Source organism: Aliishimia ponticola (genome assembly GCF_004803475.1).
Taxonomy (GTDB): domain Bacteria; phylum Pseudomonadota; class Alphaproteobacteria; order Rhodobacterales; family Rhodobacteraceae; genus Aliishimia; species Aliishimia ponticola.
This window is the reverse complement of the sequence record NZ_SRKY01000003.1, coordinates 77,189-103,432: the sequence shown is the minus strand read 5'-3', so window position 1 is coordinate 103,432 and position 26,244 is coordinate 77,189. Positions and strand designations below refer to the sequence as shown.

At 61.7% G+C, this 26,244-nt stretch carries 23 protein-coding genes and 1 tRNA gene; 11 read left to right on the top strand and 13 right to left on the bottom strand.

From position 1 onward, the window contains the following. Positions 1-110: 110 nt before the first annotated feature. From E4Z66_RS11605 to E4Z66_RS11595, 3 genes are read left to right on the top strand one after another with little or no spacing between them, the layout of a single operon-like run. Positions 111-710: a sigma-70 family RNA polymerase sigma factor gene (locus E4Z66_RS11605; protein ID WP_136463198.1), complete on the top strand. Its 600-nt coding sequence runs from the start codon at positions 111-113 to the stop codon at positions 708-710. Continuing rightward, positions 697-1,074: a hypothetical protein gene (locus E4Z66_RS11600; RefSeq protein WP_136463197.1), complete on the top strand. Its 378-nt coding sequence runs from the start codon at positions 697-699 to the stop codon at positions 1,072-1,074. The genes E4Z66_RS11605 and E4Z66_RS11600 overlap by 14 nt, the downstream gene beginning before the upstream one ends. 1 nt (position 1,075) lies before the next feature. Further along, complete coding sequence (locus E4Z66_RS11595; protein WP_168797789.1) at positions 1,076-1,567, top strand: periplasmic heavy metal sensor; 492 nt, start codon at positions 1,076-1,078, stop codon at positions 1,565-1,567. An 88-nt stretch (positions 1,568-1,655) separates the two neighbouring features. On the opposite strand, the gene E4Z66_RS11590 is transcribed toward E4Z66_RS11595, so the two are convergent. After that, on the bottom strand, positions 1,656-3,044 hold the full coding sequence (locus tag E4Z66_RS11590) for a diguanylate cyclase (protein ID WP_168797788.1): 1,389 nt from the start codon (positions 3,042-3,044) through the stop codon (positions 1,656-1,658). A gap of 112 nt (positions 3,045-3,156) precedes the next feature. On the opposite strand from E4Z66_RS11590, the gene E4Z66_RS11585 reads away from it, so the two are divergent. From E4Z66_RS11585 to E4Z66_RS11565, 5 genes are all read left to right on the top strand, one after another. Further along, the gene (locus tag E4Z66_RS11585) at positions 3,157-3,438 is read left to right on the top strand and encodes a DUF3572 domain-containing protein (RefSeq protein WP_136463194.1); all 282 of its coding nucleotides are present in this window, start codon (positions 3,157-3,159) and stop codon (positions 3,436-3,438) included. Continuing rightward, positions 3,435-4,154: an HAD family hydrolase gene (locus tag E4Z66_RS11580; RefSeq protein WP_136463193.1), complete on the top strand. Its 720-nt coding sequence runs from the start codon at positions 3,435-3,437 to the stop codon at positions 4,152-4,154. The genes E4Z66_RS11585 and E4Z66_RS11580 overlap by 4 nt, the downstream gene beginning before the upstream one ends. 423 nt (positions 4,155-4,577) lie before the next feature. After that, positions 4,578-6,140: a trimethylamine methyltransferase family protein gene (locus tag E4Z66_RS11575; RefSeq protein WP_136463192.1), complete on the top strand. Its 1,563-nt coding sequence runs from the start codon at positions 4,578-4,580 to the stop codon at positions 6,138-6,140. A gap of 90 nt (positions 6,141-6,230) precedes the next feature. After that, positions 6,231-6,818, top strand: coding sequence for a heme NO-binding domain-containing protein (locus E4Z66_RS11570; RefSeq protein ID WP_136463191.1), 588 nt, complete (start codon positions 6,231-6,233; stop codon positions 6,816-6,818). Beyond that, a complete protein-coding gene (locus E4Z66_RS11565; RefSeq protein ID WP_136463190.1) occupies positions 6,815-7,876 on the top strand; it encodes a GGDEF domain-containing protein in 1,062 nt (353 codons plus the stop codon). The genes E4Z66_RS11570 and E4Z66_RS11565 overlap by 4 nt, the downstream gene beginning before the upstream one ends. On the opposite strand, the gene E4Z66_RS11560 is transcribed toward E4Z66_RS11565, so the two are convergent. From E4Z66_RS11560 to E4Z66_RS11535, 6 genes are all read right to left on the bottom strand, one after another. Then, entirely contained in the window at positions 7,870-11,628 is a 3,759-nt protein-coding gene (locus tag E4Z66_RS11560; protein WP_136463189.1) for a translocation/assembly module TamB domain-containing protein, read from the bottom strand. The genes E4Z66_RS11565 and E4Z66_RS11560 overlap by 7 nt on opposite strands. Beyond that, positions 11,628-13,406: an autotransporter assembly complex protein TamA gene (locus tag E4Z66_RS11555; RefSeq protein WP_246035998.1), complete on the bottom strand. Its 1,779-nt coding sequence runs from the start codon at positions 13,404-13,406 to the stop codon at positions 11,628-11,630. The genes E4Z66_RS11560 and E4Z66_RS11555 overlap by 1 nt, the downstream gene beginning before the upstream one ends. 749 nt (positions 13,407-14,155) lie before the next feature. Then, complete coding sequence (locus E4Z66_RS11550; RefSeq protein WP_168797787.1) at positions 14,156-15,556, bottom strand: Fic family protein; 1,401 nt, start codon at positions 15,554-15,556, stop codon at positions 14,156-14,158. Between the two features lie 285 nt (positions 15,557-15,841). Further along, on the bottom strand, positions 15,842-16,288 hold the full coding sequence (locus E4Z66_RS11545) for a very short patch repair endonuclease (RefSeq protein WP_136463186.1): 447 nt from the start codon (positions 16,286-16,288) through the stop codon (positions 15,842-15,844). Positions 16,289-16,311: 23 nt separating this feature from the next. Beyond that, positions 16,312-17,034 (bottom strand): GIY-YIG nuclease family protein, encoded by a 723-nt coding sequence (locus tag E4Z66_RS11540; RefSeq protein WP_168797786.1) that lies wholly within the window; start codon positions 17,032-17,034, stop codon positions 16,312-16,314. Between the two features lie 44 nt (positions 17,035-17,078). Further along, positions 17,079-18,281 (bottom strand): DNA cytosine methyltransferase, encoded by a 1,203-nt coding sequence (locus E4Z66_RS11535; RefSeq protein WP_136463184.1) that lies wholly within the window; start codon positions 18,279-18,281, stop codon positions 17,079-17,081. A 328-nt stretch (positions 18,282-18,609) separates the two neighbouring features. On the opposite strand from E4Z66_RS11535, the gene E4Z66_RS11530 reads away from it, so the two are divergent. Beyond that, positions 18,610-19,305, top strand: a complete 696-nt coding sequence (locus tag E4Z66_RS11530; RefSeq protein ID WP_136463183.1) for a hypothetical protein — start codon at positions 18,610-18,612, stop codon at positions 19,303-19,305. Between the two features lie 44 nt (positions 19,306-19,349). Here E4Z66_RS11530 and E4Z66_RS11525 read toward each other — a convergent pair whose 3' ends face one another. Beyond that, a complete protein-coding gene (locus tag E4Z66_RS11525; protein WP_136463182.1) occupies positions 19,350-21,053 on the bottom strand; it encodes a plasmid recombination protein in 1,704 nt (567 codons plus the stop codon). Positions 21,054-21,639: 586 nt separating this feature from the next. On the opposite strand from E4Z66_RS11525, the gene E4Z66_RS11520 reads away from it, so the two are divergent. Then, a complete protein-coding gene (locus tag E4Z66_RS11520; protein ID WP_136463181.1) occupies positions 21,640-22,041 on the top strand; it encodes a hypothetical protein in 402 nt (133 codons plus the stop codon). Then, positions 22,038-22,505 (top strand): hypothetical protein, encoded by a 468-nt coding sequence (locus E4Z66_RS11515; RefSeq protein WP_136463180.1) that lies wholly within the window; start codon positions 22,038-22,040, stop codon positions 22,503-22,505. The genes E4Z66_RS11520 and E4Z66_RS11515 overlap by 4 nt, the downstream gene beginning before the upstream one ends. 347 nt (positions 22,506-22,852) lie before the next feature. On the opposite strand, the gene E4Z66_RS11510 is transcribed toward E4Z66_RS11515, so the two are convergent. The 5 genes from E4Z66_RS11510 to recJ all read right to left on the bottom strand — a co-directional run bounded on the left by E4Z66_RS11510 (position 22,853) and on the right by recJ (position 26,174). After that, a complete protein-coding gene (locus tag E4Z66_RS11510; protein WP_136463179.1) occupies positions 22,853-23,260 on the bottom strand; it encodes a hypothetical protein in 408 nt (135 codons plus the stop codon). A 114-nt stretch (positions 23,261-23,374) separates the two neighbouring features. After that, positions 23,375-23,725: a hypothetical protein gene (locus tag E4Z66_RS11505; protein ID WP_136463178.1), complete on the bottom strand. Its 351-nt coding sequence runs from the start codon at positions 23,723-23,725 to the stop codon at positions 23,375-23,377. 126 nt (positions 23,726-23,851) lie between these two features. Beyond that, positions 23,852-24,163 (bottom strand): hypothetical protein, encoded by a 312-nt coding sequence (locus tag E4Z66_RS11500; RefSeq protein WP_136463177.1) that lies wholly within the window; start codon positions 24,161-24,163, stop codon positions 23,852-23,854. A 75-nt stretch (positions 24,164-24,238) separates the two neighbouring features. Continuing rightward, positions 24,239-24,313, bottom strand: a tRNA-Glu gene (locus E4Z66_RS11495). Between the two features lie 88 nt (positions 24,314-24,401). After that, a complete protein-coding gene (gene recJ / locus E4Z66_RS11490; RefSeq protein WP_246035997.1) occupies positions 24,402-26,174 on the bottom strand; it encodes a single-stranded-DNA-specific exonuclease RecJ in 1,773 nt (590 codons plus the stop codon). Positions 26,175-26,244: the final 70 nt, after the last annotated feature.

The window sequence follows — 26,244 nt, the reverse complement described above, 5'->3', positions numbered from 1 at the left end:
GCGGCCCATCTGATACCGTTCGACGTGTTCGAGTTCTGGAGCAGACAGCGCCCGCGTATGACTAGAAAGACTACGGAAACGTCGGATCGTAAGTCCGGGATTTTGGGCGCATGACGTCCACGGCCCCGGATATCGATGGTGACACGCAGACCTCGTTGCTGCGCAAGGCCGTCGCTGGCGACGACCATGCCGCGCAGCAGTTGGCACATGCGTTGGGGGGGCGTGCGTTCGCGCAAGCCTTTCGGATGCTGCGCAGCCATGCCGAGGCGGAGGATGTCGCGCAAGAGGCGCTTCTGCGGCTCTGGCGGGTCGCACCCGATTGGGACGAAAGTGGCGGCGCGCAGCCGTCCACATGGCTCTACCGGGTGGTGGCCAACCTGTGTATCGACCGGCTCCGCCGGGGGCGCACGGCCTCGCTCGATGATGACGGTGTGGCCGAGCCGATGGACGAACAGCCGGGGGCTGAGGCCCGTTTGCAGGCCAAGTCGCGGCTCTCGGCGCTTTATGCTGCGCTGAACAGCCTGCCGGATCGGCAGCAACAGGCGATGGTGCTGCGGCACATCGAAGGTCTGGGCAATCCCGAGATTGCCGGGATCATGGACATTAGCGTGGAGGCTGTGGAAAGTCTGACCGCGCGGGGAAAACGCGCTTTAGCGCAATTGCTTGGCAGACGCAAAGCTGAACTGGGGTTCGAAGATGAACAAGTCTGATCTGAACGAAGCGGAACTTGACGCGCTGTTCGATTTGGCGCGCGAGGAAGTGCCTGCGCCGGACCCGGCCTTTCTGGCACGGATTCAACGCGATGCGGTGACAGCATTGCGCACCCCTGAACAGCCCCGCCGCGCGAAAGCGCCGGGCCTGTTTCAGATGTTGCGCGCCTCGGTCGGCGGTTGGCTGGGCATGAGCGGACTGGTCACCGCAACGGTTGCCGGGCTGTGGATCGGTGTGGCGCCGCCGTCTGTCTTGCCGGATCCGGCGGTATTCGTGTCCCTCGCGGCGGGGGAGGCGGCAGCGGATGCAGATTATTGGTTAGGCTCGGTCGAAGACGACTGGTACGCGCTGGAGGATGGCTGACATGGCAGAGAAAAACGCGAACCCACGGGTTCCGATGTGGATCAAACTGCTGCTTGTGGCCTCCCTCGGGATGAACCTGCTGGTCGCCGGGCTGGCAGTTGGCACGGCGTGGCGGTTTTCAAAGGACGGGCCAAGCGGCAAGCCGCCGCCGGGGCTGTCGCTGGTCGCCGCGCTGGAACCTTCGGACCGCCGGGCCGTGTTGTCCAAATTGCGCGAGGATCGGCGAGCAGACCGGTCCAGAACCACCGCGGATATGCGCGCGTTGCTCAGTGCATTGCGGGCCGAGGATCTTGACACGCAGGTGCTGACCGATGTTCTCACCTCGCAGGCAGAGCGTGGCAGGCTGATCCAGGCTTCCATCGAAAGCGCATGGCTGGAACGGGTGACAGCCATGACCGTGCAGGAGCGCGAAGCTTATGCAGACCGGCTGGAAAGCCACTTGCAGCGGCGCAAACCCGACCGCAAAGACGGGCATAAGCCGAAACGCGACTGATCCTCGTGGCACAAATGCGGCGCATATTTCGGTAGGCTAGGCGATTTTGGATATGACGCAAAAGCGCCGCGCGGCAGTCAGGTGGCTGTCACGCGGCGGAGCGTTCGATGATGAACCGGTTTCGGCCCATTTCCTTGGCCCGGTAAAGCGCCCGGTCCGCCCGGGAAATCAACGTATCGGGTGATTCCGGCGGCAACATCCCACTGGCCACATCCGCGCTGACCCCATTGCTCAGCACCAGCCCGATAGAGATCGTGACGTCGATTTTCTTGTCCGTGCCGGGCAGGGTGATCGGCGTTTCCGCAATCTTGCGGCACAGCCGCAGCGCCGCCTGACGCGCCGCCGCACGTTCGGTCGCGGGCATGACGATCAGGAACTCTTCGCCCCCGATCCGCGCCACCAGATCCACCGCGCGCATGTTCTGTTTCAGACGCTGGGCGCATTCGGTCAGCACCTGATCGCCCGCGTCATGTCCGTGCCAGTCATTCACCTGCTTGAAGTGGTCCAGATCGGCGACCATCACCGCGAAGGGGCGCCCGGAGATGCGCGACTGTTCAGCGACCCGGTCCAGATGCGGCATCGCATAGCGCCGGTTATACAGCCCGGTCAGCGGGTCCAGCAGGGCCGATTCCGCACCGTTTCTGATGACCGACCGCAGGCTTTCGTTGATCTCGCGCCGCTTGTGCAAACGCTGAACTCGGATCGACAGCTCTGAAGCCGTCGCATTGCGTGTCACGACATCATCCGCGCCAAGATCAAGCGCTTGCGCGGCAAGGTCGCGGCGGTTGGTCGGCACCATCACCAGGATGGATTTATGCCGGGTCGCAAAATTTGACCGCAGTTCCGGCACCAGGGTCAGTGCCCGCTGCGGGGCCGGACCATCAAGATCGAGCAGGATGACCGAACAAGCTGTCAGCTTGTTCCGCTCGCACATGGCGGCCTGCATATCCATGACGTTCATGTTGACGCCGGCATTTTCGTTCAATTCGGTCAGCGTGTGGTCCAGAACCCGGTCGCCGGTTTTCAGGCACATGACGGGAATGGGGCAGTCGAACATTTGCTTGGGCTCGGCAAAGCCCAAGGCGCGCGACGTGCCCTCGCGCAGGCGCCACTCCATCTCTGCCGCGGTCATCCGCAGCACTGAGCGGATGCGCGCGATCAACAGGTTGTCGTCGACAGGCTGGCTCAGGACCACCTCCACCCCGGAGCGCAGCAGCGGCTCATGCTCCGTCATGGGGTCGGTCAGAACGATCAACGGCGGTGTCGCACGGTCGAAACGGGATTTGAGATGCGCGCTGAACTCCGCCATGTTCATGTCAGGCAACTGGTTGCTGACGATGATGAGGTTGGGCATGATGTCGGCGGCGCGTTCTATCGCTTCATGTGCGGTCGCTGCGGTTGAAACATCATACCAAGCAGCGGACAACTTGACCTTGAGCGCGGCGCGGTTCGTCGCGATATTGTCAACGATTAACAAGGATGCCTGCACCGTATAACGCCCTTCGCTCGGAAAATCGGATGGCGATATTACTGCCGTGCAAGTATTAACAAAGGGTTTCACAAAACCGTAAAACTGTGGGGAGTTCTTCATGTTGTCGCAAGAATCCGCCGAGACATTCGCCCTGGGTGTTTTGCAATGGCTGGCGGGGCAGGATGACCTGCTGGGCGTGTTTCTGGGGGCCAGCGGTTTGTCAGAGCAGGGGCTGCGCGAACGGGCTGGCGATCCAGAGGTTCTGGGCGCGGTTCTCGACTTCGTCATGATGGACGATCAGTGGGTCCGGCAATGCTGCGATCACCTGGAGCAACCCTATGAGAGTCTCATGCAGGCCCGGGCCGCCTTGCCCGGCGGGGAACAGGTTCACTGGACATGACATCTTCCGATTTCGCGGGCATCCTTTTCGACAAGGACGGCACGCTTCTGGACTTTTCGCGCACATGGGATGCCTGGGCCAAAGCCTTTCTGACCCGGCTTGCCGATAACGCGGATCACGCGCGCGAACTGGGCGATGCGGTGGGTTATGATCTGGCGGCGGGGCGCTTTGCACCGCATAGCGTGGTGATTGCCGGAACACCGATGGAGGTCGCGCGGGCGCTGGAACGCCACTTGCCCGGTAAGTCCTTGCCTCAAATCGTGAATTTGATGAATGAAGAGGCTGCCCGCGCGCCGCAGGTGGAGGCCGTCCCGCTGCGCCCGCTGCTTGAACACCTGCGGGACCGGGGCTTGCGTCTTGGCGTTGCCACGAACGACGCCGAAGCGCCCGCCCACGCCCATCTCAGGGCCGCGGGTGTGGCCGAGATCTTTGATTTTATTGCCGGTTTCGACAGCGGGTATGGCGGCAAGCCCGCGCCGGGCCAGTTGCTGGCCTTTGCCGACGCGATGGGGCTGGCCCCGGACCGCTGCATCATGGTGGGTGACAGCCGTCACGACCTGCTGGCCGGGCGCGCTGCGGGTTTTACGACGGTGGGGGTTCTGACCGGCTACGCGGTGGCCGAAGACCTCGCCGATCTGGCCGACGCGGTGCTGCCCGATATCGGCCATATGCCGGATTGGCTGACCACCCGGAACGAGGCACCGACACCGCGCTGATCGCAGCGCCGCGGTGGTCCATACGCCGATTGCCGGGCCAAACGGCCTGAAACCGACACGAAAACCGCGCGCAATGACATGCAGATAAGGCGAAATTTGCCGAATGTGCTGCTGTGCCTGAGTCCCTGAATGCTGGCGGCCCAGCTTGCGCGGCTTTGGCAGCGCGTGGCGCGGGCATATGGCCGGTGAAGATCCGCCACGGCGTTAACCTTGCTGGGGCGTTAAGGTTAACGGGCGGATAAGGCTGCGCGGTCGGTGCAACGGCGCGCCGCGCTATGCGCGCCGCCGGATCAGGCCGCACCAGAGGCTCTGCGAAATTTCCTGCCAGCCCCTTTGCCAAACGCGACACCTGCTGTCGTAATTGACAAGATGTGCCCGCCGAAAGCGGTCATTGTTCGGCTTAAGTCAAGCGAGGAGACAGAAATGTCGGAGACCGGGACACAGCGACGGACACGTGGTGGCGGGCGCGCGGGCGCAGCCAAACGGCGCGGCAGCGCGGCGATCGAACAAATGCCTTGGCGGCTGCCGGTCAACACGGACCGCCCGACAGAGCCGTTGACGCCCGAAGGTGTCGAAGCGATCCATGATGGCGCGATGCGCATTCTCGAAGAGATCGGCATCGATTTTCTGAACCCGGAAGCATTGGAAATCCTGCGCGAAGCTGGCTGCAAGATCGAGGGCGAGAAGGTCTTCATGGGCCGCGATTTCGTGATGGAAATGATCGCCAAAGCCCCGTCGCAGTTCAATATCGCGGCGCGCAACCCGGCCCATGACATCACGATTGGCGGCAATCACATCCTGTTCGGCAATGTCTCTTCGCCGCCCAACTATTTCGACATGGAGATCGGCAAGAAGGTGTCCGGCACGCGCGAGCAATGCCAGAACCTTTTGAAACTGACGCAGTATTTCAACTGCATCCACTTTGCGGGCGGCTATCCGGTGGAACCGGTGGATATCCACGCCTCTGTGCGCCATCTGGACGTGCTTTATGACAAGCTGACGCTGACCGATAAGGTGATGCACGCCTATTCGCTGGGTAAAGAGCGGGTCGAAGACGTGATGGAGATGGTCAAGATCGCCCATGGCGTGACGGAAGAAGAATTCGTGCAGAGCCCGCGCATGTATACGAACATCAACTCGACCTCGCCGCTCAAGCATGACTTCCCGATGATCGACGGCTGCCTGCGGTGTATCCGGCGCGGTCAGGCGGTGGTCGTGACCCCCTTTACGCTGGCGGGCGCGATGGCCCCGGTGACGATGGCGGGGGCGGTGGCCCAGTCCATAGCCGAGGCGCTTTGCGCGATTGCGCTGTTCCAGTATGTCGCGCCGGGCTGTGCCTGCGTCATCGGCACGTTCACGTCCAATGTGGATATGAAATCGGGCGCGCCTGCCTTCGGCACGCCAGAGTATATGCGCTCCACCCAGATGACGGGGCAGATGGCGCGGTTCTATGGGTTGCCGATGCGGTCTTCGGGCGTTTGCGCCGCCAATGTGCCGGATGGTCAGGCGATGTGGGAAACCTCGAACAGCCTTTGGGCCGCCGTGCAGTCGGGCACGCATATGGTCTATCACGCGGCAGGCTGGCTGGAGGGCGGGCTCATCGCCAGCCCCGAAAAGTTCATCATGGATTGCGAAGTCTTGCAGATGATCCAGCGCTATTTCGAGCCGGAGATCGTCGCGACCGGGCCGGAGGATATCGCGCTGGATGCGATCCGTTCGGTCGGCAGTGACGGCCATTTCTTCGGGATCGAACACACGCAGAAACGCTATGCCACCGCCTTCTATCAGCCCTTTGTTTCGGACTGGAAGAATTTCGAAGCATGGGAGGCCTCGGGCGGGGTCTGGACGGCAGAGCGCGCGCATCTCAAGTTCAAGGAAATCCTGGCAGAATTCGAGGCCCCGGCCTTTGATGAAGGACGCCGCGACGAGCTTGCCGCCTTCGTTGCACGCCGCAAGGAAGAGGGGGGCGCCCCCACGGATTTCTAAGTCCGGGCCGGAGCGAAATAAGTAAAACTCGACCTGTTCGCAGATTATTCACATTCCAGCGCCTATCCTTGGTTGAGAAGGTGGCGCGATATGCATGGTTTGGTACTCAGTGCGGTTCAAGTTTTTACGAAGGACCTTTACGGTCCTGTGCGTTGGGCGCGCGTGATGGATCGCGCCGGCATGGGGGAACGGGAATTCGAACCGATGTTCTTCTATTCCAAAGCGGTGGGGCACCGCGTTCTGGAAGAGCTGAGCGTCGAACTGAATATGCCGCTTGACGATATTTTAGAGGATATCGGCACCTATCTCGTGAGCCGCCCAAATATGGAGCCGGTGCGACGCTTGCTGCGTTTTGGCGGCGTCACGTTCGACGATTTTCTGCATTCGCTGGATGATCTGCCGGGCCGCGCCAAACTCGCGGTGCCAGACCTGCTGCTGCCAGAAATTCGCCTGCGGGAACATTCCGTGCAGCGGTTCTCGCTGACCTGCCGGGGCGACTTCCCGGGGTTCGGCCATGTGCTTGTGGGTATCTTGCGCACCATGGCGGATGACTACGGGGCCTTGGCGCTGGTCAACCACGGCGGCAGCGGGGCGGGAACGGAAATCGTCTCGATCGAGCTGTTGGAACCCCGTTTCGCGCAGGGCCGAGACTTCCAACTGCGGGCGATGGTGCCATGAGCCTACATTCCCTGCCCACGGCGCAGGCGCTGGACATCCTCGCGCCGATGCACCTGCGCGTCAGCCGCACCGGGCATATCCTGCATGCCGGCCCGACCACGCGAAAATTGCGCCCGCACGCCACTTGGGAAGGGGAACGCCTGCTGGAGGTGTTCTACCTCACGCGCCCGCGCGAGGTGCAGACAATCGGCGAACTCGAAGCGATCTTTGGACGGCGGCTGCATCTAAGCCTGCGCGACGGGCCGCGCACGGCGCTCAGCGGTGTGGCCGTTCCGCTGGAGGATGGGACATTCATTCTCAATCTGTCCTTCGGCCTGTCGCTGCTGCAAGCGGTGGATGATTTTGCCCTGACCCAGACCGATTTCGCCGCGACCGACCACGCGATTGAGATGTTGTACCTGATCGAGGCGAAGACAGTGGCGATGGATGCCTCTCGCAAGCTCAACACCAAATTGGAACAGGCCCGCGCGGCAGCCGAAGCGCAGGCCTTTACCGATATGCTGACCGGTCTGGAAAATCGCCGGGCGCTGGATCTGGCGTTGGAACGGATGATCGAACGCGGCACGGCCTTTGCCCTGATGCATGTGGATCTGGATTTCTTCAAACAGGTCAATGATACGCTGGGACATGCTGCGGGCGATTTCGTGCTGGTGGAAACCGCCAAGGCATTTCGCGCCTGCACCCGCGCCTCCGATATCGTGGCCCGTGTGGGGGGCGATGAATTCGTGGTCGTCCTGCCGGGGCTTCTGTCGCCCAAGGAATTGGGGTGCATCGGAACGCGGATCATTCGCCAACTGGAACAACCGCATGACTATCAGGGCCAGATCAGCCGGATCTCCGGCAGTATCGGTACGGTGATCTGGGACGGTGCTGCTGCCACTTCGTCAGAACTTGTGATGTACCAGGCGGACGTGGCGCTTTATGCGTCCAAGCGCGCAGGGCGCGGGCGCCAGACCTTCTATGATCCGGAACTTGACGCGAATATTCCGCCGGTTCCGGCAAGGCCGCGGCGGACTGGGGCGAAACCTGCGGCCGATCCGGCCCGGACCGGTCAGTAGTCCTTTTCGAAGAAAATCCCCAGCCCGGTTTGGCCATCCGATCCGGCCGATCCACGCAGGGTCAGGTTGGGGCTGACATCGAGGTTCAGGTTGATCTCAGTATCGCCATCGCTGGAGGTCGTAACATCGGAATAGACGTTCTCGGATATATATTTGCCCGCGCGCACGGCGGTGGTCCCGTCGTCGTTCGTCACCACATCCAGATCGTCGAGGCCGAAGCCCTCGCGCAATTGGCTGACGATCCCATCGCCGCCCTTGCCCAGCAAAGTGGCCACCGCCGAGGCGATGCGCAGGGCCTGAAAGGCGCTGATCTCGGTCAAGTCCTTGCCAAAGAGAAGCTGGGCAAAGACCTCATCCTGCGGCAGATCGGGGGTCGAAGACACGGAAATTTCTGGTGACGACGCGGTGCCTTCCACCGTGATATTGATGACGATATCGCCGCTATCGGTCTGCGCCAGCAGGTAAATCGCCGGATCAAGCCCGCCGCGCAGCTGTGCGTAGCCTTCGATCAGGTCGATCCGCTTGCCCAGAATATCCATGCGACCGCGCACCAGGTCGAAACGCCCGGACGGGGCAATGGCAGAGGTCGTACCGCCAACCGCAATGGTGCCGCCCAGTTCCGCATCCAGCCCGCGTCCGCGCACGAACACGCGTGACGGGGCAGCGACCGTGACATCAAGCAGGTAGGCAGGCCCGCTGCTTTCCTCACTGTTGTCGCCTTGCTTCGTGTCCGTGACGCCCGCCCGGATTTGCGTCTGGCGCACGTCGGACGGCGTATTGATGTGGGTCAGGCCGGGCAAATCGCCCGCACTGCTGCCAAAGGCGTCGGAAATCCGGATATTCACATCGCCAAGGTCAATGCGCCCGGCGATCAACGCGCCGCCGGTAAGTGGCCCGCGCACGGTCAGGTTCCCGGTTGCGGTCGTATCCAGCAGGCCGGGTTCTTCCAGTTCGATATTGCGCAAGCCGACCGCAAGATTGGCGTTGTAATCGCCGCTGAGCGTGACAGGGCCCGTGACGGTTGCCCGCCCACCCGGCGTGACATCTGCCGTTATGTCGACCTGCGCCGTGCCCGCGCCAAGCTGGATCGTGCCCGCGATATCGCGCAGCCCGACAGGTTGGCCAGGGGCCACCAATGCAGCGTCGCTGGTCTGCACGGTCCCGGACACGGCATCCAGCCCCGGTGCGCCGTCGATCCGCAGGTCGAACTGCGCCAGACCAGAGGCGATGTTGGGCGCGATGAAGCGGTTGGCGACCGCGATATGCGCGCTGCCGCTGGCGGCGAGGTTCACCGTCTGGAAATCCTGTGCCGCAGTGCCGGATACCCGCGCAGAGGTGCCGCCCGGTCCGGTGAAGTCGGTGGCAATCTGCCAAGGTCCGCCATCATGGGACAGCGTGCCTTGGGCGGTTGCTCCGCCCGTCAAGCCGCTGACGAAACGCGCCAAATCGCTCAGCCCGACGTCAAACTGCAAATTGGTCTGCGCCGCGCTGTAGGTGCCGGAAAGATCGGCCCGCAACTGACTGCTGCGCGCTTGCAGGCTTTCGATCTGATAGGCGCCATTGCCGTCGCCTTGGGCCTTGGCCGTGACTGTCGAAGTGCCTTGCAGCAATGTGTCGACCTCTGCCTGCGCGATGGACAGGTCTTGTCCCGTGGTGGTCGCATCCACCTCGAAGGCGAGCGTTTCGGGATTGACCGTGCCCGTCGCCCGAGCGTCCAGAGCGCCCGAAAGGCTGCGCCCCGCCAGACGTGAATAGGCGGACAGCTGGTCGATCCGCGCGGTGAGCGACCCGGTGATCGGGCCAAGAGCGTCGGTCAGTGTGGCGCGCGCCTCAAGCTGGGCGGTGGCATTGCCGGGCGCATTCAGATCGGTGGTGACGGTCCATGTCTCGCCCGATTGTCGGGCCGTGCCTGTGGCGCTGAACGCACCGGGAAGCTCGGGCAGGGCGCGTTCCAGCCGGGGCAGGTCAAAGCTGTAATCGATGCGGCTTTTACCCGTTTGCAGCGCTCCTTCGGCTGTCAATGTCACGTGGTCGGTGCCCAGCGTGAAGGTCTCCAGAAAGGTGCCCTCTTCGGTGCGCCGCACCTTGGCGTCCAGCGCGCCGGTGCCCTCAAGCAGCGGGTCGACCTGTGCGATATCCACCGCAAGGCCAGAGGTGCTGCCGTTCAGCGCCAGATCGAAGCGGCCTGCAATGGGTTCGGCCCGTCCGGTCAGGCGCAGCCGCGCCGCACCTTCCAATGCGCGGCCCGCCAGCGCGGAAAACCGGCCAAGGTCCGGCGTGTTCACGGTCAGATCGGGGGTGACCGTCAAGCGCAGCCCATCGGTGAGCCCGGCAAGCGTGATCTGCCCGCGTGCGGTGGTGCCCGCGCCGATCAGGTCGATCTCGGTGAAGCGCAGCGGCTGGTCTTCGGCATAGGCGAAGGACAGCGCGCCGGTCAGTTCCGCGCCCACCGCCTGCGCCAGCGCCGGGTCCGCAAGCTCCAGCCCGGTGATGTCCAGCGTCACGTCGCCATCCACCGCGCCCAGACCTGTGCCGTTCCGGGTTATGGTCCCCGCGCCAGATAGCCGCGCCGCGCCAAGGTTGGCCTGCGCGCTTTGGGCATCGGTCAGGCGGACCGTTCCGGTCCAGCCTGCGCCCTCGGCGCTATCATACTGCAGCGACAGGTCGGCAGTTGCCGCAGTCACATCGCTGCCCGGAATGGTGATCCGGTTCCCTCGCACGGGCCGCATTTGCCCCGTCAGGTCAAAGGCTTCGGGCCAGCCATCGGCGGCCAGCGCCAACGCACCTTCGACTTCGAAGGCTTGCGCCGACAGCGTCAGCCGTTCCAACGTCACCCCCCCGTCGGAGCGCAGCAGCGTCACCGCATCCAGCGCGGCGCGTGGCCCGATGAAATCGCGTGCCTCGCCCTCGGGCAACAGCGGGCGGATGTCGCCGTCGATCTGAGCTGCAAGCCGCCGTTCCGTATCGTCCGTCAGGCCGGTCAGGGTGATCTGCCCGCCCAGCCGTTCGGTGCCATCGGTGGCAAGGACAATGTCCGCAGTGAAGTCGTTCAGCACGCCGTCGCCGGTCACGGCAAAGTCGATTGCGGGCGCGCCCGGCAGGCCGCTCAGGGCAGAGGCGATGCCGCCGGAATCCTCGGCCAGCGACAGATCGATTTCCAGTTCCTGCGTGTCGTTTTCAAAGCTGGCCGCCAGTTCGAATGCGCCGGACGGGCCGTCATCGGTGCGGGTCACGGATAGGCTTGCCTCGCCCGCGCCGCCCGCCAATTGCGCCGCGCCGGACAGGCGGAACACTGCGTCCTGTCCCAGAATATCCGCGCCGATCACCGCCCGGTCGATCACCAACGCGCCAATCTCGATAGAGACCGGCAGTTCGGGGACGGAGAAGCCGTCAAACCCGCTCGCCTCGGCCGTGGGGCCGCTGTCGTCGCTGCTGGGCAAACGTGGCAGGATCAGCTCAGCGGCGGAGAGTTCCTCCACCTCCAACGCGCCGCGCAGCAGGGCAGAGCGGTTCCAGCTGAGCACCACGTCCCGCAGGGTGATCCAGGTGCCCGTTTCATCCGCGATGGAGAGTTCTTCGAGCCGCGCCTGCGAGCTGAGCGCGCCTTCGAACCCGATGATGGAGACCGTGCGCCCGGCATCCGACAGGCTGTCTTCAAGGAACGCCTGAAGGCGGCCACGGTCGTCGCTGTCTTGTGCCACGGCGGCAAAGGGCCAAAGGATGACCAGCCAAAGGATCAGAACCCGCCGCATCAGAAGGCCTGCCCGATGCCGACATAGATTTGCACACCATCGCCCGTATCGCCGCTGACCGGGGCCGCGACATCCAGCCGGATTGGCCCGATCCCGGTGTTATAGCGCAGGCCCAGCCCGGCCCCCGCGTGCCACTCGCCGCTGCCATCAATGAAGCTTTCTTCGCCGATGTAACCGGCATCGGCGAAAGCGACCAAACCGATCGCTTCGGTGACCTCGGCCCGTACTTCGGCGGACAGACCAAGAAAGCTGCGCCCGCCGGTTTCCTCGCCCGTATCCTGTGTCACGAAGAGCGATTGATAGGGTTGTCCGCGCACAGTGCCGCCGCCGCCGGAATAGAACAGGAAATCGGCGGGGGTGTCTTCGATATCGGGGCCAATGAGCGATCCGAATTGCAGCCGCCCGGCCAGCACCAGCCGGTCGCTCGTGCGGCGATAGACCCGTGCATCCGCCGTGATCTGCCCACCCGATCCGGTGCCCTTGAACCCGGCAAAGGGCGTCGCGGTGAGTTCCACATATTGCCCTTCGGTGGCGTCCAGTAGGGTGTCGCGGGTGTCCCATGTCAGGCTGCCGGGCAGCGAGATATAGGAAAACGTGTCGGTCCCGTAATCGTCCGTTTCTTCGGAATAGGTATAGGCCACCGCCAGTTCGGCCTCCAACTCGTCAGAGATATAGCGCGTGGCGCCGATGCCGATCTCGAAGGAGTCCTGCAGATAGGTCGGCTCATCCTCGCGTTCGAGCCGGATATAGGCAAAACCGCCGGTATCGGGGCCATAGACCGCAGGCCGGTCAAAGCGCAGCCCGATGGAATAATCGACGCCGCCCTCATAGCCGCCCGACTGGCCGCCGATCTGCGCGATCTCGCCGTCGATGCGCAGCCGATCGGCGCGGTTGGTGATGTTGCGGTGCATCCAGAAGGCGGACAAGGTCAGCCCTTCCAGCGACGCGATTTCGGCCCCGAAACCGAACCGGCGCGGTTTGGAATCGGCCACTTCCAGCCCGAAATCCAGCGTGCCGTCCGGGTTGGCGGCCTCGGCCTCGGTCAGTGTCACGGAAGAAAACGTGCCGGTCCGGCGCAGCCGTTTTGCTGCCAGCGTGACCTCATCGGGGTCATAGACCTCGCCCGAGGGCAGCCCGGCGATTTTGCGCAGGCGGTTTTCGGGCACCTTGCTGCTGCTGTCGATTTGCAGCGTGCCAAAGCGCAGTTGCGGCCCCGGATCGAGCGTGATCTGCGCATCGACCCGGCGATCCGCGTGGTTTGCTGTCAGCTTTTGTGCGGCGACGGCAGCCTTGGCGTGGCCCTCTTGGCGCCAGCCATCGATCCCGCTTTGGACCGCGTCTTGAATGACTGTGCTGCGCGCCGTTTCTCCGGTGCGAAACTCCGGCGGCAGGCTGTCACCGGGCGCAAGCGGCGCGATCTCGGCCCGGCCAAGGCGGAACCGCGGGCCCGGTGTCACGCTGATCTCGACACGGGCGATCCGTTCAGGCAGGCGCAGCAGGTTGATCGATGCCGCCTCGCGCCCGTCGATGCTGATCTTGACCACACCCGAATAGCGCCCGTTCTGATACAGCACGCTCAGCAGTCGCCGGTAATCGGCCAGCGCGGCGGCGATGATGTCCTCGGACCCGGTGCGTTCTTCGTCTCTGGCAAGACGTACCAGAGAGGCAGATCGCAGCGCATCGCGCAGGTCGTCATCCTCGGACGCGATATTGAATTTCAGCGTGTCGAGGGCAGCAGCCCCCGTGGCGCACAGGCTTAGACAGAGGGCAGCAGTCAAACGAAAGGGGCGGGAAACAGGCACGCGCGATCCATACTCAGCAAGGGTCTACTTAAGAACGTAGCGTGCCACCCCGCGGGTTGCCAGCCGATGCATGTGGATAAGCGGCGGAACGCAACACGTCACCGTGAACGGTCAAAGTCGCGGCAGTCCGCGATCGGTCATCGAATGGTCTGGGGGACGTCAGCGGTGGCAGCCCGTAGGGGATTCACACTCAGACAAAATGCCCAAGAAATAAGGAGGAATGTGTCCCACACCCCCTTGGAATCGGGCCTATGAGAAACAATTACTTGGCGTCAGGGTGTCCCACCAACATTGCTCTCAGTCACGACTCTATCGGCGTCTACTCATAGGCAGTGGGCGTCGAGCCGTTGCGTCGTGATCACCGCTGTTCTCGTTCATTATTGCGTAGGCGCTCGGTAACTTCGATCCCAGGTCTCAATGTTCGGGGTTCGGCCATTGCACGTGAATGGACGCGAAAGCTTTCTTGGCCACACTGAGACCAAGACGAGGGGCGTCGCCCACTTCGCCCGCGAACTTGGCAACCAAACACTGAACCGTGGCCAGCCCCGAGACAGCGTTCTCAAGACGATGACGCGCAGATCGGGCGGAGAGCAGCCGTTCGCTGCACTTTGCGCGCGTGTCAGAGATCACGCGGGAAGCAGGCTTTGCAAAGTCTTTTTATGCCATAGAGGAGAACGTCAAGCAGACCCGTTTTGCTCTCATCCAATCACTCGAGGTTCGTCAGGTTACGCGCCCAAGCCGAGCTTTCTCATAAATATGTCTTCGATGAGGCCTTGAATTGCAGAAGAGCTTTCAGTTAGCTCCTCCGTTTTCCAGACTTCTTCATTGCCAAATCTTCCTGTTCGCGTCTCTCCGGCAAAGGTCAATAGTTGAAGGCGCTCATCCACCCACAAAATTTCCCGAAAATGAATTTCCGCATCCCCAAAGGCATCGAAATTATACTTCACGCCCAAAATTGGTTCGCCCCCAGTAATCTTCAGTGCAACTGTGCCGTAAAGAACGTCTGTGCTGAAAACATCATCTGGTCGAAAATCGTGCCGTCGGAAGAATAAGATCGTTCGATAGAGTGCCACACCATCAATCAGCCAGGTCTGCTTGGCCGCCCACGTGTTTGCTGCACGACCGTTGTCCGAGACCTCTTTCCATTTTTCGAAGCTAATGATTTCGAAGGTCTCAGTTCGTATCTGAATGACATCACTCGCGTTATTTACTTCATCACAGGTTTTTGTCAGTAGGTGCAGAAAATTTTCCATCCTTTGTCGCCAGACGACATACTGCTTATGAAGTCTTCCAACTTTCTTTTCCTTCGCCTTCGCGGCGAGGAGTGAAACAAATTGGCCCCGGGACTTGACTTCATCAACAATTGCCTGAACTCGAGAAATTAGATTGAGTTCAACTTGGCAGATCATCTGACAAAGGTCGTCCCACTTTCCATTATCAGCTTGCTCCAATGCATCATAGTAGTTGTCTCGCATGCTGGATGGGATACCCGTAGGATAAAGCCCTCCCTGCATAAGAACAAAATCCTGGATCAGTCGACCCGTGCGCCCATTGCCGTCAATAAAAGGATGTATTTTTGTGAACGTCCCGTGGAGCCAAGCAGCGCGAACGACTGGATGCAATCCCAAGGTATGCTGAAATTTGTCAATCATCTCAGAAACGAGCGGAGGGACGCTCATAAAGTCAGGAGGTTGAAATTGCGATCCAGAAATCTGGACATCTTGATCTCGAAAGCTTCCGGCCCCATCACGAACGCCGTCCAAGATCAATTTGTTGATCTCCCGAATGCTTAGGGAGGAAATGCCTTCATCTCTTTTCGCTAAATCGTAAACAAACTCATCAGCCCGCAACGCATTCAGGAGTTCCCTCTCCTCTTTTGATCCACTCGCAGATAGCGTCATTGAGTCCATCATTAAGAGAGTTTGGCGTCGGGTGACTGCTATGCCTTCGATATTGAGGCTTGCTGTAACCCTGTCGGGCAAGAATTCTCTCGTAACCCGGTGGTCGACGTCTTCATCAAACGGCTTGAGCGAATTCAATTTCTCAGCAGCTTCACTCACCTCTTCAAGCAAATTCACCGTTTCAGGGCTTAGGTTGATCGAATTCGGATCAAGAATGATTGTCATGTTGCCGCTGGCCTCCATTACTACCGAGATACCCTGCCGCTCACCACCTTAGGCGGTCAAGCCCATAGCCCTCATTCTAACCTACATCTTGGACGCTCGCGCTGTCTCAAATCCATTTCCCGTCCACAGGTCCAGTGGCCACGCGCACTCAGCCGAGGTCATGTGCTCGTAGAAAAGGCATAAAGATCTGCTAACCGAACATAGCCGCCGTGGTGCAAACCCCTGCTCGACCGGCATAGAAGGGCTGAAAGGCGACATCCCAGGCGAGGGGGCAAATTCACAACCTTACGTGACTTCAGAAGCGCCGGCCCCCTCCAACTCGAGAAACTCTCTGCCGTTACGAACCCACTCAGCGATCTGGTCGAGGAGCTCTTCGCGATCCCAGCGGCCAGTGCCGACGAGGCAACATTCCCACACGATCAGGAGCCGCCATCCGGCACCGAGCAGCGCAGCCTCGTTCCGGGCATCGCGCTCCCTGTTTCCAGCGATCTTGGGGCCCCAGAACTCCCGGCGCGTCTTAGGTATCCGGCCGCAGCCTCTGTGGCCATGCCAGTAGCAACCTCTGACCTCAATTGCCGCGCCCCACCGTGGCAGAACGATGTCAGGCCGACCGGGCAGCTTCTTGTCATGTAGGCGATATCGAAACCCCCGGCTATGAAGGCCGCGCCGGATGATCATTTCGGGTTTGGTGTCCTTGCCGCGCACGCGAGACATAACCTCGGAGCGGGTCATCGGAGGGCGCGCCGGATTCGGCATCAGGATCGGGCGATTTCCTCGCCACTGGGAAAGCGGCGCCGATCATCCTTGTAGGCGATAATGTGGCTCGGAAGAGCCGTCGCATGCCAGCCGTGCGGTAGCGCGCGCATGCATAGCTGGAGTAACTCGCGGGTTGTGGCGCCCCGGTGAGCAACCGTTACTTTCGCGCGTTCAAAGTCTTCGTGGAAGGAGTTTCGAGAACGGCCGGGCCTTTGATACCGCAATAGGAAGGGCAGTTCCGTTTTCAGCCGCCCCATCACCTCGTCCACACTGTAGTCGCCAGGGTCGAACTGGACGAAGACATGATCCAGATCGATCGGATATTGCGTGTCCCAGTGGTCTGGCTTGTAGCTTGTTGTGTCTCGTTCCTTTCCAGGATCGTTTGACCCGAAGCCCGAGTTATTCCAAGCGACTTGCGAGACCCCACCATGATATTGGATCAGTGCATATTCCAAGTCCATGGCAGTGAAAACATAGAGGCGGATAGCTTTGAACTGCACATCCGCTGCGGTGATGTTTTTTCGTCCGATGAGTTTCCTGGCATGACGCGTCAGGCGGTGCTTCAGCCCGGCTTCACTGTCTGTCTTTCCGATATAGACCAGTCGCTGTGGGTCCTTGAGATAGAGGGCGTATACGCCCTGCTCCTCAGGCATGTCAGTCATGTTGGCAACAGTCAGGTCAGCCGCTTCAATATCGTCGAGGCGTTCCAAGATCGCTTTCAAGAGCGCTCCTGGGAGGTCAAATTCGAGCTCCGCGAATCCGGGCATCAAGCGGCCTCGTCAAGTTGCTTCGCAACGCTCTCGCCGACGACACGGGCGAGTTCCACAGGGACGGCATTTCCGAGCTGGCGCATGCATTCAGACCAGGCGCCGTGTAGGCGGTAATCGTCAGGGAATGTTTGGATTCGTGCAGCTTCCCTCGTCGAAAAGTAGCGCACTGACCCGTCTGCTCGACGCAACATGTTTTCTCCTCCAGGGACGCCGTGCACACCGGCTTTCAACGTCTTCGACGGCTCGTCCAGATAGCTGCCGGTATGGCCAGGATAGACCCGCGCACCGGGCTGGAAACGGTGGTTATCGATCCTCGCCGCCGCCTTCGGTGCCTTCTCTGGGTCAGGGAGATCAATTATCGCTTCACGCGTCGTGCGCCATGGAAGCGACTCTGGCATCTCGTCTTTCGAGAGGCGCTTCGCCATCAGTTTTGAACGACCTTCCAAAACACGGTCCTTTTTCGGGACCTCATGACGATCCCAGTAATCTCCGAACGTCTGATCCCAGACGAGCGCAGCCTGTGTGTGAGTTCCATCCTCCTTGAAGCTCCACTTCGCGTCGACGTCATCTCGAAACCCAACGAAAAGAACGCGTTCTCGCCGTTGAGGCACGCCAAAGTTTGCGGAATTCAGGAGCTTTGTGACGACCTTGTAATGAAGGCCATCCCTCTTCGCTGCGGTGTGGTGCTGCTCCAGGCGAGCCAGATGATCTTGCCAGTCCTCGTCGTCCTTCGCGATCAATTCCGGGTGTTCCAGCTGAAGTTTCACATATTCGAAATAACTCATGAACGAAGCCCGGGTTAGCCCCTTCACATTTTCAAACACGAACGCGCGCGGCCTGGCTTGCCTAATGGCACGAACGGCCTGAGGGAACATGTCTCGAGCGTCATCAAATGCGCGATGCCGACCTCCGAGCGAGAACGGCTGACAGGGTGGACCTCCCGAGACGAGATCAAGCTTATCTTCGAACTGCTCAAAGCTGACGTTGCGGATGTCGCCTTCGACAACCCGCCAGGCAGCGTCAGGATCGCTCTCATCATCAGCAAGGGCCCCATGGTTGTCTCGCAGGGTGTCACAGCACCAGCGGTTGTATTCCACGACCATGCGCGGCTCGAAACCGGCCTGGGACAAGCCAATTCCCAGCCCCCCCGCGCCTGCGAAGAGCTCTATTGATGCGCGACCGGTAGCCTGCCTCGACATGGTTCTCCCCTGGATTTTCGTTTCTGGAATAAAGCCAGAACACGAGCTTGGTTACAACCACAGAGTTGACAATATACTGATGGATGCGCAGCGGCGCACGCTATTTGTGGTGTTTGAGAAAATGCCTACATCGCGCCTTCGACTCGCCCCGAACCCTGCATCCCAGCAGGCGCGAAGCTACTAATCTACCCGAATTATGTGGAGATGACGCGTATTCAGCTTCCGGTCAGGATCAATCGAACCAACTTCCTTCCTGCCGCCCCGTGGTGGGGCGGTAATACCCGGTAATATCGCTACCGGGCGTTACACCCACGATTGGAGAACAATCATGTCGAAGCACGAGAGCACCTTCGCGCCCGCGAGCGAGATAGACCCGGACCTGCTGCGCAGGACCGAAGCCGCCATCCTGAGTTTCATGGCGGAGAACAATGGCAAGATGCCGACACAGCAGCAGTTGAACGAGACTGTGAAGACGTCGTTCACGCGCCTCGGGCCAGCGGCCCGAGCGGTAAAGGATCGACTACTCGCAACCCAGACCAAGCTCGCCAACATGCCCGAAATCCCGGACGACCTACGTCTGGCGCACGAGCAGATGCTGAAGGATCTCTGGGCCCGCACCCGTGACCTTCAGAACGGTGAGATCGTCGATCTGCGCCGCGCCCAGGCAGCCAAGGATGATAGCCACCGCCAAGACATGGTTGAGATGCAGGGGATCATCGGACTGCTTGAGGCGGCCCGTGATCAGGAGGTGGCGAGGGCTGACGCGGCAGACGTAGAATGTGCCGATCTTCGCAACCGGCTCGAGGCGGCCACTACAGAGCTTGCAGCGGCAAACGCCCGGCTGGCAGAGCGCGATGCGATCTTCGCGATGCTCTCACCATTTCGAAATACTGAAGATGAAACCGGTGAGGATGCGAAAGCCCGGAAGGGTGCGCGGCGGCCGCGTTCCTCGGACGGTCCAGAAACCGCCGACCTCCCCATGTCGACACCTTCGGCCAAGGCTGACGCACTTGGCGGCGATTGAGTATCCTCAAACGGGCAAACGACAGGTCAAGGAAGCTCGGTGCATCAACTCCGCTGAAGCGTGCGATCGTAACGAACCACGTGGATCGCCATTGGCGGCGAGTCTGCGTGCAGCCGCGCTCGTTTCGGGTCAGTTGCCTTCGCGGGATGGTGCTCGCGCAACTCGACATTCAGTCCACGCCTCTCTGCCTCCTTGAGGAGGTGATGCAAACCGGCCGTGTAGCGCGCCTGCATGTCGCTGTGCTCGGTCAGATCCCGTGCATCCCGCGTAGGCGCATAGGCATCGCAGATCGAGGTGTTCGTCATGGCAGCCAGATGCTTGTCGATCTGATCCGCCGTCATTTCCCGGGGCAGCGCCCAAGCATTTGGAATTGGTAGCTCCTTTCCTGGAGCCGCGCCGGCCTCATTGACCAGATCGAGCATTGTCTGCGCCGGCTTCCGTCCCTGTCGGCTCTCCGCCTCAATGATCGCCTGCGCCCGAGCCTCTTGATCGGCGAGGGCGGCATCGCGCTGTTGCTGAAACCCGAAAATGGACCGAGCGAACCCGACGAGCCAGTCGCGCGCCGGCTTGATCTTCTCGGAGAGCCAAGCTCGCCGTTCTGCGGTCTTTGGCTTGTTCCGGCCCCACGTAAGCCCCTCGGCCCTCTCCGCAGTCGGAGGCGCATAGGTGAGCTCTTCCGTGATGATCGCCTGCGTTCCGATGCGCAGAGTCTCCTCCCTCGCCGCCAGCGCGGCGCGCTCTTCCTTTGCCTTCCGCAGCTCCCGTTCCGCAGCTACCCGTGACGCCTGCGCTTCATCCAAGGCCTGACTGATCTCCTCCCGCAAATTGCTCGCTGCCAACGCATCGCGCTCGGCGGCAGCTTTTTCCATGGCAGCTTGCTCTCTGTCTTTCGTGGCCTCAGCAGCCTCGATCGCAGCAATTTCACGCCCACGGGATGGCGAAATGTTTTTGCGCTTCGTCACCTCCTCGCCAGCCTGCCGCTGGACGCGCTCCTGCGCCGCCCTCCGCTCCCCGCGAACCAAATCGAGACCACGAGCCTGCGCGTAATCAGCCACGCGGTCCTGGAGGAGCTCATAGCTCTTGCGCGTGAGCGCTGGGTCGGGTTCTTCGTCGTCGAAAAGTGACTGGACCTCTTCCATCCCGAAGAGACGGTGCTGCCGGTGGCTCAGCTCGCGACGCTTGGTCTTCCGGTTCTCATGCTCCGGCGCGATCAGGAACGAAAGATGCGGGGTCTTTTCATCGAGATCGAGACGGGCGTAGAGAACCTCATCGCCGAATTCCTCCGCCAGGTATCCGAGCGCGAATTCGCGGAAGGTATCCACCTTGGTCACATCGATCTGGCCGTCCTGGTTGAGAAACCATTCATGGGAAACCGACAGGATGCCCTCGGTGAAGGGGTGCACGTTCTTCTGGTCCCAGGGCCAGCCCATGACCTCCGCAAGTGCATGGGGATCGTCACCAGCCACCTCGAGGGCGTTGTCAAGTTCCTCGAGTTCGGTCCTGCGCCGACGACGCTTCAGCGACGCGCGCTTACGATCGGCATTGTCCATTTGCATCTGGACGATGTGCGCATCCACGATCTCGCGGAGGCCGGCGTGACCGATCGGGAATTCGTTGAGATGCGTGCGTGTGGGGTCGACGTTCGACAGGTCCCCGCCCTGGCGCTTGCCATGCACCTCAATGCCACCGACCCCGTGGTAGGTGACGCGCTCGTATCGCAGGACAATGAGGTTCGCAGGCTCCGTCATTGCAGGGAATTACGCCCCAGTAGAGGGTGTCCCTAATTTTCGGGACCGGGGCCGCCTTCGGCGGCCCCGCGTGCGCGCATTTGTGGATGCGCTCAGGTGTCTACTCACTATGGAGCAGAGCGCACCGGCCGTTGGCCTTTGCGCTCTGCTCCCCGTTCGCCCGGGGTGCTGCCCCGGGACCCCGCGCCTCCGGCGGGGCGCCTACGCGGCGGGCGGTCCTGGGCGGACAGCCGACAGGTGCGCGCCATGCGCCCACCTGCGCCTCCGGCGGCCTGATGGAGTCGTTCCGCACTCTCCGCCCGGACCCCCCTCTGCTCTGGCTTCCCCGGCCACAGCAAAGAGAGGACATGCCCTCTCCTTGACCTCTCCCATTCACGCCCCCGGCAACGCCGTTCGAAGCAGGCCCCTCATGCCGCGTGCGGCGAGCAAATTTGGGTAGGCGCTGGCCCATCCTTTCGCTTCGGCTCCTCATTGCGAGAGCCGAAGCGAAAGGATGAGGCGAAAGGCGCAAATAACAGAACCGACGGTGAAGAAGAACGAACGCTTGACCCGGCCCCGCGCCGGAAACCTCCGATTGGGAGATATCATGTTCGACACCACCGAAACCTACGCTGCCCCTCCGTCTGCCCTGGGCGAGTTGCGCACCTACGTTGCTGAGCAACGCGAGGGACTACTCAATGCCGCTTCACTGCTCGGCGGCCATCCTGGCGCACGCCTCGCACATTCCCTTATCGATGGCCTCGCCGCCGACGCTATGCCATCCCGCCGGACCCTGGAGGCACTCGACGATTTGTTGGACCTGCTCATGCTCGAGAACGTCCATGATCCCGAACGGATCGAAGCCGCGTGCTTTGCGTTGATCGATCCAGCGAGCCCGGTTGTTGAGGAGATCTGTCTGCTCGCCGACGGTTTTCAGGGCGCAGTTGGCCGCTTTCGCGATGCCGAAGAAGCAGCATCTGCACCCGCCGCGCGGAAGGTGGCGGCATGAGCGTCGCAACCGTATCTCCAGTTCGCTCCGCGGATGCCAACGACAGCACCGAAATGAACCAGGATCTGCTGGTCGCTCTGGTTGCTGCGGCCCTCACTGAAGCGTGGATCGCCGCCGCTGGTCTGCGCCATACAGTCGTTCCGGCGCTTCCGCCGTCGCGCCGGGCGTTTCCCGAGCTCCTCGCTCGGCGTCTCGAGAAAGCACAGATTTTCGATGATGCGTTCGTTGATGATCTTGGCACGTTTCTCGAAACTCTCACCGCGAAGATCAATTCCACGACACATGTCGGTTGGGAGGCGGATGAGAACCACGTGAGGGGCGGCTACGAAGTCATCTACGCTGACTGTCAGACACATGCTCTGATCCAATGCGCGAACGAACTGCACGGAGTCAGAGATATGGTCAGCGCCGTGCTGCATGGCGCCCGTGCCATGCGCGTATCCCAGGAGATTCTGGACGCCTGACCCGAGGGCGGTGCCACTTCACAAGGCGCCGCCCCTTGAAGCCCCCTCGGGGTCTCAGCGTCCGGCCGGATCACTGGACGTTGGCGTTTCGACCTCACTCCATCTGCTGCTCAGTCGAAACGCCGCTTGACCGAAAACGCCTTTGGCGAAGAAAAATGATTCAATTGAAAACAATGACTTGCGGCAAAAACTAAACTGAACCGAGTTTTTCCCCGGTTTTTCACGAGTCGGCCGAGAGCGATCAACCCACTATTCTTCCGTCCAAGGAAGTGAATGCCAATGCCCGCTGCTCAGCCATCCCGCTCATCGATCTCCAACGTGATCCACGCGATGATTTCGGCCGGGCTTCAGCCGGGTGCGGTCAGAGTGCATGCGGACGGATCGTTCTGCGTCGACGTGGCGGGCAATTCGAACGAGCCCCCGTCGGAAGAAATCGCAACAAACAACAGGGTGAAGGTCGCACCAGATGGAGACGACGCCCCATCCTGGGAAGATGGAATATGAAGATCAGCAAGACTTACGAAGGCCTCTGCGAAGAGAAGACGCCGGCGGGGACACCTCGCTGGCGTGTTCGCGTTGAAGGGCAGAAAACGAAGAAGATCACTATCCCGGTCAGTCCCGATCATGACGACTTCGAAGACCACTACCTCGCTGCACGAGCTGGGCTGAAACTGACGAAGGAAGCCAAGCCCCAGCCGGCCAAGAATACGCTCGACGAACTCTGCGAGAGGTTTCTCGAACGGATGGAGGTTCAAGTCGAAGCGGGTAACCTGAAGCAGGCCACACTAAATAGCCGCAGGACCGGCTTGCAACAGGCTCGGGATTGCCTCTCGCCAAACAAGAAAATGCGAATGGGCTCGATGAAGGCCTCACTCCCCAGGGAAGCTTTCGCGCACATCCGAGACTCGTTCGGGGCACGCACTGGGGCGGCGCACACCTGCCTGAAGGCTCTCCGCGCAGCATACCGCTGGGGCGAGGATTACGGGTATCCGATCGATAGTCCGGTCCACAAGGTCCAGAGCGGACATGTCGAAAAGGGTGGCGCAGAACCTTGGAGCGATGCGGATGCGGAACGGTTTCTGGCGCACCACGGACCCGGCACTATGGCCCGCCGGTGGTTTCTTCTCGCTGAGGCCACTGCGGGACGTATTGGCGACATGCACATCCTTGGCCCGCAGCACGAAATTACCCGGAACGAGCGTCTCTATATCCGGTTTCAACCGTCGAAAAAGGGTTCCTCCGAGGTCCAGCTTCCTCTGCCGTGGAGTTTCATGCTCGAAGCCGCAAACCTGCCCGTTGACGCCCGGGCATATCTCCTGACCGAGAAGGGCACACCGTTCGCGTCGTCAGGTTCGCTCGACAACGCGGTGCGCAAGTGGATCGTTGCTGCCGGGCTCTGCGAGCCGGTCCTCGACGATGCTGGTGCTCCAGTCATGGAAAAGCCCGGGATACCCAAGATGCGCGCCACCCGGTCGCAACATGGCATTCGAAAGCGCCGCGCCGAGCAGATCGCCGAAGCATCGGGTTCTGTCTACGAGGTCATGGCTCACCTGTCGCACAGCGACCCGAAAACTGCTGCGATTTATACGAAGCGCGTCGATCGTGCGCGTCTCGCCGAGCGTGCCGCGCTGCGTGCCGAAGCTGCCGCTGCCGGTCAAAGTGTCCCACGCCCCACAAATCGTGGGACACTGGGTGGCAAAAAGCCCAGTAAAACAGAGGAAATTGGAGAAAAGTGGCAGCCCGTAGGGGAATCGAACCCCTCTTTCCAGGTTGAAAACCTGGCGTCCTAACCGATAGACGAACGGGCCAGCGCTGCTGTGAGCGGTCGTTTAGGCAATCGCGCGCGGGGGCGCAAGTAGAAAAAACACCGATCCTCAAGTTTTTCCTAATCGCGGATCACGTGGCAAGCGCGGCGTCCTCAAGGCGCAGTTGAACCGACTGGCGGCCCTGCCATGTATTGATGTCGAGCCGCCCGGCAAGGTGAAAGCGTTTGCCGCCGTGATCCAGCAAAGCGGGGCCGAGCGGACCGTCAAAGGCAGAGAATGCAATCGCGTCCAGCCGCGCGCCCAAACCGTCGCCGAAGGTGATCTTCAGATGCGACTCGCCCACGCGTTTGGCAAAGAGAATCGCGCAATCGCCAAAGGCAAAGCGAGGCCCGGATGCACCCGCGCCATACGGCCCTGCGTTTTCCAGCATTTCGACAAGGTCCACATTGGCCGCTCCGGGCATCAACATGCCGTCCAGCCGCAAGTCTGCCGGACCCAGCGCGCCAGCGCCTTGCCGGGCAAGCAGCTCTGACAGGCGCGCCATCGCGGCATCGATCTGATCTTCGGCCACCGTCAGACCTGCGGCCATCTTATGCCCGCCGCCCTTGATCAACAGCCCTTCGCTTGCGAGCCGCTGAATGGCCGAACCAAGGTCGATGCCAGAGACAGACCGACCGGAGCCTTTGCCGATCCCATCCTCGACCCCGATTACGATCGCAGGGCGGCCGGCGGTCTCCTTGAGGCGCGAGGCGACGATACCGACCACGCCGGGGTGCCAGCCATTGCCCGCAGCCCAGACCAGCGGCGCGTCAAGCCCGCGCTCTTCCGCTTGGGTCATGGCGGCGGCGCGCACGGCGGCTTCGATCTCGCGCCGCTCGGTGTTGAACCCTTCCAGCCGTTCGGCCAGCGCCTGCGCCTCATGCGGGTTATCGGTGGACAAAAGGCGCGCGCCCAGATCGGCCTGGCCCACACGCCCGCCAGCATTCACGCGCGGACCCAGCACATAGCCAAGATGATAGGCCGCAGGCGCGGTATCCATACGCGCGCAGTCGCCAAGCGCGACGAGGCCGGGGCGGTCGCGACGGGCCATGACCTTCAGCCCTTGGCGCACAAAGGCGCGGTTCACGCCGATCAGCGGGGCCACATCGGCCACGGTCGCCAAGGCCACCAGGTCGAGAAAGCGCATCAGGTCGGGGCCGCTTTGACCCGAGACGCGCAATTGCCGATTCGCTTCGACAAGGCAAAGGAACACGACGGCGGCCGCGCATAGATGCGCCAGATCGCCGCTTTCGTCCTGCCGATTGGGGTTTACCACGGCCAGCGCCGGGGGAAGGGTTTCGCCGCCAAGGTGGTGGTCAAGCACGATCACCTCCGCCGCTGTCGCAGCGGCCAACGCATCATGAGAGAGCGTACCGCAATCGACGCAGATGATCAGGTCATGGGCGGCAGCAAGATCGGCCATGGCTGGCGCGTTGGGGCCATAACCTTCGTCGATCCGGTCGGGCACATACAGCGTTGCGGGGCGTCCGAAATGGCGCAGCCAGACGATCAGTTGCGCCGCCGAGGTGCCGCCATCCACGTCGTAATCGGCAAAGACGGCAATCCGTTCCTTGCGCTGCACCGCTTGGATAAGGCGCGTTGCGGCTTTTTCCATATCGCGGAGCGAACGCGGGTCGGGCAGCAAGTCGCGCAAAGCCGGGTTGAGAAAGCCGTCCGCCTCGTCCGCGGCAATGCCGCGCCGAGCCAGTACCTGCGCCACGGGGCGGGGCAGGCGGGTGGCTTGGGTCAGCGCCTCTGCCGCGCGGTCCAGTTCGATCGACGGGCCAACCCAGCGCCGTCCGCTGAGTGAGCTTTCGACATCGAGGAAGGCGGGTTGATGCAACATATTGGGGTGGCTGTTCATGCCGCTACTCTATCGGGTAGGTGTGCGTCTGGCCAGACCGGGCCCAGACCTATCCACAGAAAATTCGCAT